The sequence below is a fragment of the Maribacter aquimaris genome, from assembly GCF_014596745.1.
Lineage (GTDB): Bacteria > Bacteroidota > Bacteroidia > Flavobacteriales > Flavobacteriaceae > Maribacter_A > Maribacter_A aquimaris.
This window is the reverse complement of the sequence record NZ_JABTCF010000002.1, coordinates 305,092-321,638: the sequence shown is the minus strand read 5'-3', so window position 1 is coordinate 321,638 and position 16,547 is coordinate 305,092. Positions and strand designations below refer to the sequence as shown.

Annotated in this window: 13 protein-coding genes; all 13 read right to left on the bottom strand. The window is 40.2% G+C overall.

Translation table 11 applies throughout. The annotated features are described in order from the left end of the window. Positions 1 to 44: 44 nt before the first annotated feature. Positions 45 to 881, bottom strand: a complete 837-nt coding sequence (gene kduI, locus HPE56_RS05495) for a 5-dehydro-4-deoxy-D-glucuronate isomerase (RefSeq protein WP_188242768.1) — start codon at positions 879 to 881, stop codon at positions 45 to 47. A 540-nt stretch (positions 882 to 1,421) separates the two neighbouring features. Next, positions 1,422 to 2,042 (bottom strand): response regulator transcription factor, encoded by a 621-nt coding sequence (locus tag HPE56_RS05490; RefSeq protein WP_188242767.1) that lies wholly within the window; start codon positions 2,040 to 2,042, stop codon positions 1,422 to 1,424. Between the two features lie 776 nt (positions 2,043 to 2,818). After that, complete coding sequence (locus tag HPE56_RS05485; RefSeq protein ID WP_188242766.1) at positions 2,819 to 4,492, bottom strand: PorP/SprF family type IX secretion system membrane protein; 1,674 nt, start codon at positions 4,490 to 4,492, stop codon at positions 2,819 to 2,821. Between the two features lie 56 nt (positions 4,493 to 4,548). Beyond that, on the bottom strand, positions 4,549 to 5,793 hold the full coding sequence (locus tag HPE56_RS05480; RefSeq protein WP_188242765.1) for a TolB-like translocation protein: 1,245 nt from the start codon (positions 5,791 to 5,793) through the stop codon (positions 4,549 to 4,551). A 312-nt stretch (positions 5,794 to 6,105) separates the two neighbouring features. Next, on the bottom strand, positions 6,106 to 7,014 hold the full coding sequence (locus HPE56_RS05475) for an FAD:protein FMN transferase (protein WP_188242764.1): 909 nt from the start codon (positions 7,012 to 7,014) through the stop codon (positions 6,106 to 6,108). A 130-nt stretch (positions 7,015 to 7,144) separates the two neighbouring features. Beyond that, complete coding sequence (locus tag HPE56_RS05470) at positions 7,145 to 7,687, bottom strand: YceI family protein (RefSeq protein ID WP_188242763.1); 543 nt, start codon at positions 7,685 to 7,687, stop codon at positions 7,145 to 7,147. A gap of 15 nt (positions 7,688 to 7,702) precedes the next feature. Beyond that, positions 7,703 to 8,731: a formylglycine-generating enzyme family protein gene (locus tag HPE56_RS05465; protein WP_188242762.1), complete on the bottom strand. Its 1,029-nt coding sequence runs from the start codon at positions 8,729 to 8,731 to the stop codon at positions 7,703 to 7,705. A gap of 160 nt (positions 8,732 to 8,891) precedes the next feature. Further along, a complete protein-coding gene (locus HPE56_RS05460; protein ID WP_188242761.1) occupies positions 8,892 to 9,074 on the bottom strand; it encodes a CPXCG motif-containing cysteine-rich protein in 183 nt (60 codons plus the stop codon). A gap of 4 nt (positions 9,075 to 9,078) precedes the next feature. After that, positions 9,079 to 10,431 (bottom strand): TolC family protein, encoded by a 1,353-nt coding sequence (locus tag HPE56_RS05455; protein ID WP_188242760.1) that lies wholly within the window; start codon positions 10,429 to 10,431, stop codon positions 9,079 to 9,081. 70 nt (positions 10,432 to 10,501) lie between these two features. Next, the gene (locus tag HPE56_RS05450; RefSeq protein ID WP_188242759.1) at positions 10,502 to 13,750 is read right to left on the bottom strand and encodes an efflux RND transporter permease subunit; all 3,249 of its coding nucleotides are present in this window, start codon (positions 13,748 to 13,750) and stop codon (positions 10,502 to 10,504) included. Next, complete coding sequence (locus HPE56_RS05445) at positions 13,747 to 14,892, bottom strand: efflux RND transporter periplasmic adaptor subunit (protein ID WP_188242758.1); 1,146 nt, start codon at positions 14,890 to 14,892, stop codon at positions 13,747 to 13,749. Before HPE56_RS05445 ends, HPE56_RS05450 begins: the two co-directional genes overlap by 4 nt. A 17-nt stretch (positions 14,893 to 14,909) precedes the next feature. Then, positions 14,910 to 15,314, bottom strand: coding sequence for a MarR family winged helix-turn-helix transcriptional regulator (locus HPE56_RS05440; protein WP_223170196.1), 405 nt, complete (start codon positions 15,312 to 15,314; stop codon positions 14,910 to 14,912). Positions 15,315 to 15,540: 226 nt separating this feature from the next. Next, complete coding sequence (locus HPE56_RS05435) at positions 15,541 to 16,419, bottom strand: leucine-rich repeat domain-containing protein (RefSeq protein ID WP_188242756.1); 879 nt, start codon at positions 16,417 to 16,419, stop codon at positions 15,541 to 15,543. Positions 16,420 to 16,547 lie beyond the last annotated feature (128 nt).

Genomic DNA, 16,547 nt, shown 5'->3' with positions numbered 1-16,547 from the left:
CCATTTTTCCATTTAAATCAAATAAACCATCCATATTATAATTGTTATTTCAATTCGTTGGGTGCACAGACATCCATATCCCCATAATCAAGGTTTTCCCCAGCCATTCCCCAAATAAAGGAATAGCTACTGGTACCCGATCCAGAGTGGATTGACCATTCGGGCGATAAGACCGCTTGGTTATTCTCCATAAAAATATGCCTGGTATGCTGGGGTTCCCCCATAAAATGACTGATGGTCTGACCTTCTTCCAAATTAAAATAGAAATAGGCCTCCATACGTCGATTGTGTGTATGTGCTGGCATAGTATTCCAAACGTTACCCGGTAAAAGCTCCGTAAGGCCCATTTGCAATTGACAGGTCTCGACTATACTATTCACGATTAACTTGTTAAGTACTCGCTTATTGGCGTATTTTTCATCCCCCAGTTGAACAACCTCAGCTTCGTTCACACCAACTTTTTTGGTAGGAAAATTTTTGTGCGCCGGGGCTGAATTTATATAGAACAAGGGTTGCCCTTCCCCGACATTTGAAAATATCACTTCCTTGGCTCCTTGCCCAACATACAGCGCTTCCTTTTTACTGAGTTCATATTCCTTGCCATCAACGACCACCTTTCCTTTTCCTCCGACATTCACAATCCCTAATTCCCGTCGATCTAGAAAGTTTTCCGATTTCAAATAAGGTATCGTTTCCAAGGTTAAATCTTTACTGACAGGCATTACCCCACCTACGATATAACGATCATACATCGAATAGGTCAACCGTATTTCATCTTGGACAAACAACTTTTCGATCAAAAACTCTTTACGTAGTTCCTCAGTCCCATATTTTCTAGCATCAACAGGATTAGCTGCATATCTAAATTCGTGTTTTATCATCTTTTAAAATATTGTGCAATCGATTACGCGAAGATAATGGATTTCTAATAATTGTCAATAAAAATGGTGCTATTTCTTTTTTTTGGGTGTTTTCTTTAAGGATATCACTTTATTGCCTTCAATTGTGACAATAAACCCTTTGTCAATTTAAAAACAGTTCCATCCCCTTTGGGGAAATTGATTTGATCGGAAATGTCTTCACATCTTTTTAAATCGCTGGATTGGACTGCCCCTTATTCCTTATCCGCGTACTTATCAAAATACACGGTCCACTTTCCTATAATCTTCGGGCTTGCGGGTCCTTCGGCCCAATACTCCCCGGAGAAAGGCGAACCAGGTATGGAATATGGCCCTAAGGGATTTTCCTCACCTTATAGTTACCCAAAACCTTGACAAAAGGGTGGCGACCACTATTTTTAGGAATTATGGAATATAGGCGCCATACAAACTACACCGAATGACAAGCAACTTACCCTAGTTTAAAAAAGACTATACAACATCCACATCCCGCAAAAACCAAATCAACACAGTGCTTTTTAATTACAATTGCCTTAGTTTAACCAGGGCTTCTGATTTTGAATTCACATTGAGTTTTAAATATATGTTCTGTATGTGAAAATTTATGGTACTGGTGGTCACGAATAATTTTTCGGCAATGACCTTATAGGTCGCCCCCTTACACAGATAATCAATAATCTGGTTCTCCCTTTTGGAGAAGGATTGATATGATTTCCCGTTTAAATTCGATATTATCTTTTGTACGATATCATTACTCATAGCAGCCCCTTCATACTTAATCGAGTTGAGGGCATTGTGCAATCGATTTTTAGTCAATGGCTTGGTCAAATAGCCATTAGCGCCATTCTTAAATGCTTTTTTTACACGCTCAAAATCAGAACGGTCACTTATCATAATAACTTTCACCCTGGGATCCTTTTGGCGAAACTTATGTATGGATTCAATCCCATCCTCTCTCCATAAGTTTGCCTCTAAAATCACAATGTCGGGCATTATATTTTCATAGTCCAACAGCGCGTCCTTTATCGAAGGAAACAGTCCTTCAAGTCCGTAATCCCTATAAGTTTCAAAGAAGAATCGGTATCCTTCATAAAGCTCCTGATCATTATCTACAATGATAATTTTTAAAATTGTTGATTTCATACGTCAGCGTATTTATGTTACATATATTTCTATTTTTTTTGGAATTATTCCACGAACGGCCAGGGCAAGTTTGCCGCCAATCAGACACTTAAAAAATCAAATAGAAAGACCTATAGCCTCTTTCCCATTATGATCCATAACAGGTAAAAAACTCAACAAATAAAAATTGTTACTAGGGTTTATAAGCAGGGAACTTCAGATGGGTTCCCCCATGCAAAATGATCTATTAAATGCCTTGACAGAAGCTTTAACTCAGCCCTGAAAATCCTTTGGATCGAAAAATCCGATACGGATCCTGTTCCTTAAGGGTTTCAACATTCAACACATCAATGTGCTTGCTTTTTTTGTAGTACTGTAGGTTTGGGTCTGGTTCCATTTCTTGGGGGGATTTGGAGATTAATATTGGTTGATATTATGATACAATGATATATAAAATTGAAATGCGCTTCAATTTAATGTAGGTTTTTTCGTTCAAATACACGGAATTTTAAGTCCACATTCGAAAAACATCGTTCAACGGCATAATACAAACCATTTAAGAAGAGCCCGTGAAGGTCACGGGTAATGTTACGGATCTAGCTATTGGATTAGCATCCTTTTAGGTTTCCATCTTATTACAAATGAAAAGGAGGGGGTAAATACTATCCCCCCGGATACCCCTCCTTTTATCAACCCAATCAGAAATTTTTAAATATTTTATATCATTTTCAACTTTCTTGTGTGGCGCTAAACCGCTTCGGTTTACCTACTTCCCCACAATTTTGAACCGGTTTTAATTAATCATTGTATAAATTTGCTGCCGTAGCGGAAGAGTTCTGAACCTGCATGATCCATTTTTCATCCCTATATTCACCTTCTAGGTTAGATACTATAGCGGTTTCGGCATCTTTCTTAATATCATAATCAGCCAAATAAACATAATACAATCCGTTTGATTTATTAAAGAAGTGTTTGGCATTCAATCCTTGATGCTTCAGATTATCCACAAAGGCATTTAAATACCTTTTGTTCTTATATACATTGACAATGACATAATAACCGGATTCCACACCTATCATATCTGACTGGCCTAAAACTTTAATCGGTAACTTAATGTAATCCTTATGTTCCAATTCATTCAGATCCTTAGATTCTTCAGGTTGCCTATCATTGGTGACCAATACCGTTCTACTGCCATTGGTAAATTCCTTTAAATTGGACTTTATATTCTTCTTAAGGTCATTACGCAACACTCGGACAATGGACTCGAATCGTTCTTCAAATTCATTATTTCGCGCCCGCTCCAATGAATCCTGTCTCAAAATAAGCTCATCCAGGATGAGGCGGTTTTGATAGGCTAGATCATTTTTATCGATACTTATTTCCTCAATAGGCTCCGCTTTAGGCTCAACCTTGCTTTTATTTTTCTTTTCCTCCATTAACGCCAAGATCTGTTCCTCATAATTCCGTACAATACGATCAATCTTTTCATCTTCGGAATTGTCGGTAAAAGCATTCTTAAGATTCTGGGAATCCTTAAAGGTATAAGCCAATGACAACTCATGGTTAAACCCAAGATCGGCATCCTCCTGCTTAATGTTCTTTTCCATTAAATAACCGATGGACATTTTATTACTAATATTAAAACCAAGACCCATTGATAAGCCATAGGTATCGTCCAAAGTAGTTTGCAACCAACCATACTTTGGCATATCCAAGAGCACTGAGCCCATATAGGCCAACGTATTATCGTCATTTCTACCAACTTGGAGCAACGGCATTAATCTCGCATTTTTGAACATTCCCATATTGGCCCCAAAAGAATGGGTATACTGTAGGGAAGCCTTTATACTCTTATCGTCGAGTTGCGTTAAAAACTCGTTCGTGGTTTGATTGAATTTGAACAAATCCTCGGCGTACAATCCAAAATCGAAGCTTCCGACCGACAAGGTAACACCCGGTTGTATCGCGATTTTACTTTGTTTGCTTGCTTCTAGAACCTCTGGATCATTCTCATTGGTTATGACCCTGTTTTTATCCAATCCTTCATTGTAATACGAAACATTGGTTCCGAAAGTCAGTCTACTTTTCTCTCCCAACTGTACAGCCCTTGCGTAATTCGCATTAAAACCGAATTCTTGGACAACCCCTTCCCATTGACTGTATACGCCGATTCCTACGGCTGTATTCTCGTTCAATTTATTACTGAAACCCAAAAAATAGTTTTGACTATTGTCCTCAAAAGTAGCATACTGGTTTCTGTGCAGGATATTGAGGTACGATTTATTTTCCCTTACCAAGGAGAAAGTCGGATTGATCAAAAACCGATTGAAAAACAATTGATTGTGATACGCGCTACGAGAACTTAGGCCCGAAGCCGTTTCCTGTGCGAATGATGTAAATACACAAAGCATCATGTAAATTACTATCAATAATCTCGATCTATATATAATTGTTATGTTGTAATCCATCACGACGAAATTTTAAATTATATGGAGTTCTACTGTTTGAATGGGCATTCAACCATTTATTCATCTTCAAATACAGAGGTACTATAATCCGTTTTTGAATCACTGTTTATAGCCTCCAGAAGAGTATATGCTGTTTTTTCCTCTGGAATGTTGGTACTCGGTTGATGGTATGAGAATGCCACTTGATGTAGGTCGCCTTCATCCTTACCCCTACTGGAAACGACATAGGCCATTCCTTGTTCGGGCAAGAAACGAATCGAGTAATCATCTTCCCGACTGTTCAGGGTGTCCCCTAAATTAATGGCCAAGCCGACATCCGAACTATTGACTTCCGCCATATACACATCTAGTCCTCCAAGACCTTTTCTCCCATCAGAAGCAAAAAACAGGGTGTTGGCTCCAACTATCTTTGGATACATCTCATTTTTCTTGGTGTTCACCTTTTGCCCAAGGTTCTTGGCGACATCCAAAGTGCCATCCTTACGGATGTTCGATACATAAATATCGTATTTACCATAAGTACCAGGCATGTCTGAAGTAAAAAACAATCGTTTACCATCAAAGGAAACTGCAGGATGAAGGGCCGAATAGTATTTTGGGCATAAGGCCAATTCCTTTATATTCTGCCATTTGCCATGTACTTTATTGGCCTTATATATTTTATACACCAGCTCTTTTTTAGAAAAGAGACCAACTTCAGGCTTAACATACACCGGCTTACTGAAAAATGCCGTTTTCCCATCCGCTGTAACGGTTATTGGGGCGGTAAAGATATTTTTACCCTTGGTCATTCCATTATTCGAAGCATCATTATTAGCCAATAACAACCCTTGCTCCAGAACTTCCTGCTGCGATAATTGGGCATCCAAGGGTCGGTACTTCGCCAATTCACGCTTTGGTGTATCCAATTCGTAATCTTCCTTAATACTCGCTAACCAATCTTCCTTTTTCATTGGAGTCGCTACCTGACCTGTTGATGTTTTCCCCAATGCATATTGATATCTCTTTTGGAAACCATTGCTCAACATATCGCTATCACCGACTTCCTTCAATTTTTCATACCAGAAAACAGCATTGTCATAATTTCCGGCAAGAAAATTGGCATTCCCTAAATCTTCAAAAATCGCCTTTTCCTCGTAACCCAGTTTTCGCAGCTCCATGTATTGACTTACACGTTGGTTGGCTTTGTAGACATCGGAAACGGATGTATTAGGACTATTTACGCTCTGTGCGTTTAAAGAAGAACAGAAAAATGTAATAATAAGGCCAAGGGCCACGTTATAGGTTATAGTATTTTTCATAATAAATAAGATATTGGGTTCTTATGGTGTCAAAGTTCACTAATTGTTGCAGACCATGTACTAGCAAAAATTCATAGGTTTTTATGCTTTTTACTGTTAATTTGGTTCGTTGAACGTATTTTTTGACTGTTTTGACAAATATTTTTGTCTATTAAGAAGTAATACCACCGCATTCTGCACATTATATGAATGGTCAGCTTCGTGATTTTTAAGATACCCTACACGGCTGAAATCCCGAATAATTTTGTATTCCCAAAACCATTTCCCCCTACTACACTTGATCCTTGAGGAAGTAAATTCTATCTTTTTTCGTCATTCAGGCATTAAATGCTGTTTGAATCCCGAGCTTTCCCATTGTTTGTATCCCGCTTTGGATTGATTTGTCATAAAGACTTCCAAATGCTGATAATCGGCATCCCCAAGGCTGCTTTGATCAAGGCCTATGACACTGAAGGCTGAGGCAAAAGCATCGGCCTCGGCAGCGTATCTTGATATAGTGGTCACCTGAATACCATCTTTCAATGCCAGACCTGATTTAGGGTTGATGATATGTGAAAACTTTATGCCATCAATTTCAACGAATTGATACAGGTTGCCTGAGGTAGCCACTGCCCCATCCTTCAATCTTATTTTTTGAAAACACTCCGCTCCTTGTCGGTCAACATAAGAGAATCCTAAAACCCAATGCTCCCTTTCCGGCGGAGGGCCACTCACCCGTATATCACCCCCCATATCTATCAAACCGGAATAAATACCGTTTGATTCCAATATCTGGATAACCTCATCCGCAGCGAAACCCTTTCCTATCCCACCCAGGTCTAACCGCATTCCTTCCACGGTGAGCCGAACCTTGTTGGGTGGTGTTAACTGCAATAAATTATAACCAACCCTTTGCTTTGCTTTGGCCAATGCTGCATGGACCGGTAACTTTTTAGTCCTTCTAGCCTTTCGCCAGAGGGCAATCACTGGCCCAACGGTAACATCAAAAGCACCCTCGGTGCACTTAGAAATACTATCTGCCTTTTTCAACACCCTATACAGGTCATCACTAACCTCATAGGTTCCGGGTTTTTTATCACAAAGCAGGTTGAGCTCACTATTTACGAGATAATCACTCAAAATAGCATTCAGTTCATCTATTCTTTGAAAGGCCAATACCGATACTGAATCCGCTTTTTCCTTATCGGAGGCATACAGCACCAATCTGATCTGGGTACCCATCTGTTGATAGGTGTATTCAAATCTACTTTGGGACCACACGGATAGATGTCCGAGGAACAATAAAGAACACCATAAAAGCCTTACGAAAGTAAATTCCCGGTAAATGTATGTTGGATCGAGTGGGTTACGGTTATTTCGCAAAGACCAAATCGAAATTTACGGTTACGTCATCGCCAACAACTATAGAACCAAACATGGCCGTTGGTGGTTCTATATTAAAATCCTGAAGGGTAATGGTATATGAACCGCTTATTTGAATACCATCTTCTAGCTTTTGTATCCTCGTTTCAATTACCACTTCTTTCCCAGCGCCAGCAATATCCAAAATACCTGCAATGGCTTGACCGTCCCCTTCGGAAAAAGCGACATCCTTAGCTGTAAACTTGATTTTGGGAAACGCTTCAAATTTTAAGGCATTATGTGTCTTTTTATCCATGGTCGCCCCCCGTGTACTCAAAATCGAGACAACATCAACCTCTAAGGAAATGGAATTGAAGACCTTGTCATTTAGCGCTAATGCCCCACTATAGGCATTGGCCGTAACCGTCCAATCATGTAAGGTCGAAGAACCATCAACCGTTATACTCCCCTTATCGGTAAGGGTGTAATTTTCCTGGGCCACTGCCACCAGGGATTGTATAAACACCAAGAATAAAAGTATCGTATTTCTCATATAAACAACTTTTTATCATCCCTCATCAAGGACCATTTGCCAGAATTTCTTTTGCTCTTCAGGAGTAGGCACTTCTTTGGGACTCACTAACCGCATCCCTACAAAATTGGAATCGGTAAACCACCAAAAGCTTTTTGGTAGTTGTGGATCACGTTTCTGTAATTTCACACTGGAGGCCCTTCGCGCGGCCGAACGTAAACTTTCTGCATCATCGTCCCATGAACCACCCCGGATTACCCTTGGATGAATCACTTTTGGAACCACCCAGGGATTTTGCTCCCCTGTTACGGCATAGGCATCCGACTTGTATTCGTCCAACGTCCATTCAGCAACATTGCCATGCATATCAAACAATCCCCATTGGTTTGGCAATTTCGAGCCCACTTTGGCATACTTCCCATTCGAATTCCCATAATAAACCGCATACTTGTCCAAATCCTCGACAGCATCCCCAAACCCGTACATGGTTTCCGATCCCGCACGGGCGGCATACTCCCATTCGGCCTCAGTGGGCAATCTATAGAAGCGTCCTGTTATTTCGCTAAGCCATTTACAAAACACCAAAGCGGAGTAGGTCGACATACTCACGGCAGGAAAATCATCCTTGCCCATACCGTAAGAAGGATCCTCATAAGGAGGACTAGGTCTCGTTATGGCATCTATGGCATCGCGTTTATCTGCCCCTATATTTTCAAAAAGCTGTTGATTTTGTTTAAAGAAAAGTTCAAAAACACTCCATGTAACCTCATATTTACCCATCCAAAAAGCATCCAAGGAAACATTTTTCTGGGGACCTTCATCATCTTTCCTATGCATCTCATTAGGCGGACTCCCCATAAGAAATTCCCCCTCTGGGATCAAGACCATTTCAAAGGATTCAGTGGTAAGTGGAATCGTCTCGGTATATTCTTCATTGACCCTTTTGTCATTTGTCTTTTGCACCGTGGCCAATGAAGGCTTACAGGATACAGATAAGATCGCAATAGAGGCAAAAGACAATAAGAAAGAAAGCGTTGTTATGGGTTTGGCGGTTGTAAAGGTCATTACATAAATTTTACTAAAAATATTAAAATTTATGATCAATAGGCTGTAAACATGACACCTATTTACAGCAATTGCAATTTATTCTTGACCTAATGACAAATCTCAATTCCCCTACCCCCAAAATAGAAGGTCTAACATCGGGCGTTTCCCGACAAAAATTTTACTGTTCCAATCCAATGGCTTCAAATGCTATCAGGATATTGTTTTGAAATTCAGGTGTGATTTCTATAGGATTACAACATACTTCACAATCCTCCACATAGGTTTGTTTGGCCACGGAAGTATCGAGTAACATGGATATTTCCTCCCAACAATAAGGACATTGAAAAAAATGCTCGTACATGTATCTAAAGTTCTACATTCAGCAATTGCCCTGTTAGCTGCAACAATTGAAGTTCTGCCAATTTAGCATCATATTTGGCCAAATTCTTATTGGTCTGGGCGTTCAATAAATTTATTTGTGCCTGCCTGAATTCTATCGATGTAATCCGTCCCAATTGAAACTGTTCCTTGGACCGTTCAAAATTGTTTTGGTTGGTAATTACATTTTGTTCCTGAATACCATGTATCACTAATTTATTCTCGTAATTGGCCATCGCATTCCTTATATCCCGATCAACCTCGATTTCTATTTGCTTTTTTAGTAATTCTTGGTTCTCATACGCTATTCTGGCATTCTTGACCCGTACCGTTGTACCGCCTCCATCAAACAAGTTCCAAGTAAGACTGGCCCCTAAATCAAAACTGGTATTATCGGTATTGGTTCCCGGAAAAAAAGCCGATTGGGCACTTTGGTTCAAGTTCCACCCATAAGCCCCACTTAAACCAATGGTAGGAAGATAGCCCGAACGTTGAACTTTAATATCATAAGAATTGATTGTAAGACTCCTTTCGGTCTGCAATACGGAAACGTTATTGATTTTTGCCTGTTCAACAAACGCTTCCAATTTAATCTTCGGTATAAAAGTAACCAAGGTATCTACAGTATAAAGCATATTAAGATCTTGGCTCAAGAGCACATTAAGGTCCCGTTTAGCATTGGACAATTCTTGCCGTGTATTCAACACATTTATACTATCATTGGTAATATCCACTTGGGCATTAAGAACATCCAATTTGGTACTCTGACCGTATTCGAAGGCATATTGCGCTCTCTTATACCGATCCTTGGATATATTGAGCGTTTTCCCCAATACATATTCATTTTCAGTAAGCCTCGCGATTTCATAGTAAACACTGAACAATTGTACTATAGTATTTTCTATGGTTTCCCTGGCCTGTAGTTCGGTCAATTGATATTGTTCCTTCAATTTTTTATAATTGTAAAATCGTCCTAGACCATCGAACAAAGTATATCTGGCCGTTAAGGCGGAGGAATAGGATTGGGCTTCCGCCTTATCGAGTTCAACATCCCCCCTTGGACTCCCATCCTCATTGAACTGGCCTGGAAACTCAATAACGGAATCGTCCCGACCATAATTGGCCCCGGCGGTACCCGTAAGTGTTGGCAAATAACCGGAATTCAATATGCCTTTATTGTTCCCTGCAACCTCAACCTCGTTTTTGGCTACGTTAATACCGTAATTGTTCTCCAAGGCGAGGGTAATGGCTTCTTCCTTGCTCAACTTTTTTTCCTGTGCCTGGGCACATACTCCAAGTAGACCAAGAACCACCATTAAAAAAGCAGTTTTATTTCTCATTATATTCGACTTCTGTATTGATTGAAGTTTCTTGTACATGCGTTCCGATTCTTTATATATCATAAAGCACTTAATCATTGTCTGTATTCGTTACTTCATGGCCTTTTGAAAGTCCCCCACTTAAATGGGCCTCTTCTTTTTGCTCTTTTAGCGCTCTTTCGACCTCCTCCTTTGTGACTTTATTACCGGTCTTCAACCATTTCGTCCCCACCTTGATCTTATTACTGAACGAAAGGAATATTGGTAACATCAATAAGGTCAGGATGGTGGCAAAGGCAATACCATAAGCAATGGAAATGGCCATTGGCTTTAGAAACTGTGCCTGCCTACTTTTCTCTAAAAGTAAGGGAGCCAGACCTGCAATAGTAGTTACCGAGGTTAGAAAAATAGCCCTAAACCTAGACCTTCCCGCTTCAATCAACGCCTCGTCAAAATGCATACCATCCCTTAGGTTGGCATTGAACTTCCCTATAAGTACCAGTCCGTCATTCACCATAATCCCTACCAAGGCGATAATACCCAACATAGAGAGAAAGTTCACCGGAAATCCGTGGATCCAATGCCCCCATCCTACTGCGGTAATACTAAAAGGCACCAACAATATCAACATTAAAGGCTGACTAAAACTTCTAAAGGTAAAGGCAATGGTGATATAGATTAAGAGTAAAACAGCGACACCCACTACCTTCAATGATTTCAACATCTTATTCGCCTCCCTATTCTGCCCCTCATAAGAAGGTGTCACCGTGGGGTATTTAGATTGTATTGCGGGCATAATATCCGCCTTTATTTCTGCCATAACATCGGTAGCACTTGTAACCTTCTCGTCTTTTAGGTCTGCTGATATTTGAATTTCACGCCTACCTTCCAAACGGTTTATGGCTACATCACCCCTTTCAATGGTATAATCGGCAATTTCCTTTAAGGGCACTCGATTTCCCGATGGGGTCTGTATGCGCATTTCATCCAAATCGGTAATGGAAGAACGGTTTTCGCGGTCATAACGCACCCATACCCGAATTTCATCCTGCCCCCGTTGAAAGCGTTGGGCCTGAGCACCAAAAAAACCAGCCCTAACCTGGGTCATGACCGTTCTTAGGTCCAAGCCCAGCAAATAGGCATTTTCTTTGAGTTCCAACCGTATTTCCTTGATCCCCGCAGGATCGTTATCCTCAATATCCTTTAAGGCGGAATTGTTCAACATAGCCGTTTTCAGTTCTTCTTTCGCGGCTTTTAATTCTTGAATATTATTACCGAGTAGTGACACCGAAACCGGACTTCCCCCAAAATTACCTCCAGAGCCATAGATCAAACTTTCAACACCGATTACCGGACCTACCAATTCCCTTAAGCGGTTGGTGACCATATCCGAAATAACTTCATCGGGTCGTTCCTCACCGGGCAAAAGATTTAACGTAAGTGTTGCGGCAGATGATCCCGGTCCAATATTCTTTATAACATTTTCATAGAGTTCCTTTCCGGTACCCTTTAAATATTTTTCGGTCAATTCCTGATTTACGATTTTTGCTTTATCCTCAATCAATGAAATAATGGAATCGGTTACTTTTTCATTGGTACCATTAGGCATCAATAATTCAACTTGTACCCTATCACTGGCAACACGTGGAAAGAAAGAGGTTCTTATGATACCACCGCCCATAGAACCCAATGTCAGCATCAAAAGCATGGCAAAAATCCCGAAAGAAAACAACTTATGTCGCATCACAAACCTAAGTGTCGGACTGTACATTTCATCCCGCATCCATTTCATAAACCAATCCCCGGCCCGATTTATGCCCCTGAGGCGTACAAAAGCTTTTGCCAATCCTGTTTTTTCCGAATCATCAACAGGTTGTAAGGCTTTTGAATGGGCCAAATGGGCAGGCAGGATAATCAATGCCTCGATCAATGAAACCAAAAGGGTTAGGATCACGATGACGGAAACCTCACTGAAAAAATCCCCGATCCTACCATCAAGAAACAAGAAAATGGAAAATGCCAGTACGGTAGTTATAATCGCGGAAACAATAGGAGGAATAACCTCCATTGTGCCGTCAATGGCCGCATCCAAAGGCGATTTACCCCTTTCATAATGTTGATAGATGTTCTCCGCTATAACAATTCCATCATCGACCAGGATACCGATAACGATGATCATCCCAAACAATGAAAGCACATTGATGGTCACATCGAAAAAACCAGCAAAGATGAACATTCCCAAAAAGGAAATCGGCAAGCCAAAAGCCACCCAAAATGCCAGTCTGGTATTTAAAAAAAGTGAAAGGAACAACAGTACCAAAATCATTCCCATTATGGCGTTCTCAGTAAGTAACTGTGTCCGTTGGTTCAATGTCTTGGATTGGTCACTCACCACATCCAAACGCACATTGTTATGTTCCTCGTTAAAACTCGAAACATACTCCTTGACCTTTTCGGCAGAACTCAGTAAATCTTCTGTATTGGTACTGGTAATGGTGGTATTGATGGCCATGTTACCATTGAAATAGGTCGCATTCGGGGTTTCAGAAAACCGATCACGAATAACGGCTACATCCTTCAGACGAATTGTTTGCCCGTTGGGGTCTGCCCGCACGATGATATTGGAAAACTCATTGCCATAATAAGATCTATTATTGGCCCGTATCAAATACTCTTCCGCATTCGTTTTTATATTCCCCCCTGTAACAAGGATATTGGCATTCCCTACGGCCAGTGCTACCTCATTGAAGGACAGGTTATACGCCAACAGGTTATTCTCGTTTACCGCAATTTCAATTTCCTCTTCGGGATATCCTGAAATGGTAATCTGTGAAATTCCGTCGATAGCCCGAATATCATTCTCTATTTGCCTCCCTATCTGCTTTAAGGTTGCCAATGGAATGTTCTCTCCACTAATCGCAAAATTTATGGTTTGCCGAACGGCCTCCAATTTGGAAACGATCAGTGGTTCCATTCCTGTTGGAAAGGTCGGCACCCGGTCTACGGCATTCTTGACTTGCAACAACATAAAATCTATGTCGCGTCCCATTTCGATCTCGACATTTATATTTCCACTATTTTCACGTGAGGTCGATGTTACCCGATCAACACCCTCCAAACCTTTTAGGTTATCTTCGATCTTAAGTACGATACCTTCCTCTACTTCTTGGGGCGAGGCTCCCGGATACGTAATATTGATTGATATATTCTTGGAATCGGAAAGTGGAAAAAACGAGGATTTCATGGAAAGGGCGCCCAAAACCCCAAAAATCGCCACAGCGAAAATAAAAACATGTACCGCAACATGGTACTTAATGAAATAGGAAATAATATTTCTCATTCGTTCGTTGGATTAGATGACTTCCCTACTTCGCTTTCTTGATATTGTTTGACCAACATTCCGGTATAAGCCCCTATTACGGGTTTACTTAAAATGGTCGTTCCGTCAGGCACGTTCTTCAACACAACCTTTTTATTCGAAAAATATACGGGTTCCACATCGATCATATCGAGAATGGAATCGCGAACCACAAAGATGCGATTGTTCTCCAATAACAGGTTTCGATCAATTTCAATCGCATTGGCTTCTTCCTTGGCATCTAGATTGGCTTCCAAATACATACCTTCCCTAAGATTACTATCACGAACCTCTATATATGCTTTTATGGTTTGGGTCGCTTGATCAACACTGCCATTGATCCGTGCGACCTTACCCTGATAGGTATTTACCTTATCAAGATTGGTAAGCACTACCTGCTCACCTACCCTAAGTAAATCACTAAATTTCTTACTGATGGATACCTCCAACTCATAGACATCGGTATTTATAAACTCCCCTAGTTTCTGACCCGAACGAATGAGTGTACCCTCGGTCACCAAGGCATCGGTAAGGATGCCATTGAAAGGAGCGGAAATCCTATATTTTGAGAGTCGTTGTTCTAAATTCTTCACATTGTAATAAGTTGTCAAAATACCCCTGCCCGAAATAAAGAACTTCTCCTTCTCGCTTGTCATTTCAGGTAGCTTTGGAGTGGTTTCTTCCATATTGAAACCACTAAGATAGGCTTGCCACTTCGGAAATATTTCAGGATAATCCAATCGCAGGTCAGGCATAATCGAAGTAAGCTCATTATACAGGTTACTTTTGGCCGATTGCACATTTGCCTTATATTCCGATGCATCTATTCGAATGATGCTTTCCCCCTTACTGTATTTTTGTCCAGGACGGAATAATTTGTTTCCACCTCGAAATACCCCCTGTACCTCAGCATATAGCTCCAAGCGGTTCTTCGCTTTTAAATTACCATTGGCTGGCACTACAATGGGTACTTTGCCATTTTTGACTTTTTCAGCAAAGACGGTCTTCACTATTTTTTCAGCTTTGGGGCGAGCATTGCTTTTACTATCAATGATCATTTTCGCGACAAAAACAGATGCCACAATAATCAGAACACCCAAAATGCTTAAAATTGATTTTCTCATACGGTTCGGTTATTGTACTATATTTCCTTCTTATAATTAACTTGTACTTTTTTCAATAGTTTGATCAATTGTTTTTTCTCTTCTTCCGTTATCCCTTCTTCCATGGCTCGAATGAGCTCTTTTATAGCCATCTTCGCTTTTATAAAAACCGCTCTCCCCTCATCGGTCAAAAAAACCCGGTTGATCCGTTTGTCCTCTTTGTTTTGTTTTCTGGCGATAAACCTTTTCTTTTCCATGTTGGAAAGCAAACGAGCCAAAGACGATTTATCCCTATTGGTAAGATATGCAAGTTCATTTTGATTGAGGCCGTCCCCATCGTGATCATGCAATCTTTTAAGAACAACAACCTGCTCCTTACTAAGGGTCAAACCATGTTGGACAAGGAGTAAATGCAAATAATGATCAACAAACTTAGAGGTCATTCCCAACCAAGGGATTATTGAATTTTCGAAATCGATATATACTTCCTTGGATTGCACGGGGCGAAGCTAATGAAAATCACTATTGGTTGCAGGTGCAACCATTGTTAAAATTATCATAATATCATTTTTTTTATCGATATTTTTTACGAATAAATCCTGTGAAAAAACAAAAAGGGATGCTCTTGCATCCCTTTTAACCAAACTAACTAAAACTATGAATCACTAACTACTCTTCAACATCATCCTCAAACTTTGTGTCTGCCATCCTAGTTTTGCTAAAGTTAATGTCTTTAAAATCCAATTGGGAATCGTCCTTATCGTAATCAAAGACTAGCAAACCTCTTGTATCCATCATTCCTATATTCTCAAAGGAATTGAAATTATTATTTTGTATCTGGAATATTTCCAAACTTGCCAATTGTCCAAATTCTTCAGGTATTTCTCCTCCCAATTGATTATTGGCCAATACCAGTTCCTTTAATTCTTTCAAGTTCCCCATTTCATTGGGAATCTTACCTTCCAAGCCATTTTCAAAAAGCCCAAGACTTTCCAATTTGGTCAAATCACCCAAGGATTTGGGAATGGCCCCTTTTAAATTATTGCTTGAGAGGTTCAGGACCTTTAATTTCTTAAGGCCGCCAATAGCTTCGGGTATACTTCCTGAAATAAAATTATTGAAAATTGAAAACTCCTCAAGCTCGGACATCATGCCTATCGTATTGGGCAAAGTCCCCTTGATACGGTTCATCTCCAGTTTTAAAACCTTAAGATTCTTCAGTAGGCCCAAACTTGTAGGCAGTGTTCCTGATATAGAATTAAAAGCCAAATTCAATTTTTCAAGACGAGCCAATTTGCCTATACTATTAGGTAAGGAACCTGATAGATTATTATGAAACAAATCAATCGCGACGACATGGTCATTTACAACCTGAACCCCGTGCCATGTATCATAGGAAGCGTTCAAATCCCAAGTGACTTTCCATGCTTCCCCATTGGTGCTATTATAGAAATCCACCAAGGCTTGCTTTTCATCTCCAGAAATTTCAGCTTGTACGGCATTACTGCAAATAATAGCGGTCAAAACCAAACATAAAATCCTTTTCATATTGCAAATCAATTAATTAGAAACAATTATATTAGCCGTAACTTAAGAATTACCCTACAAAAGTAAAACGAATAACTGTTACATTGCAACTTTTATCGCTAAACGGCCCTATAATGTTGTGAAAGTCG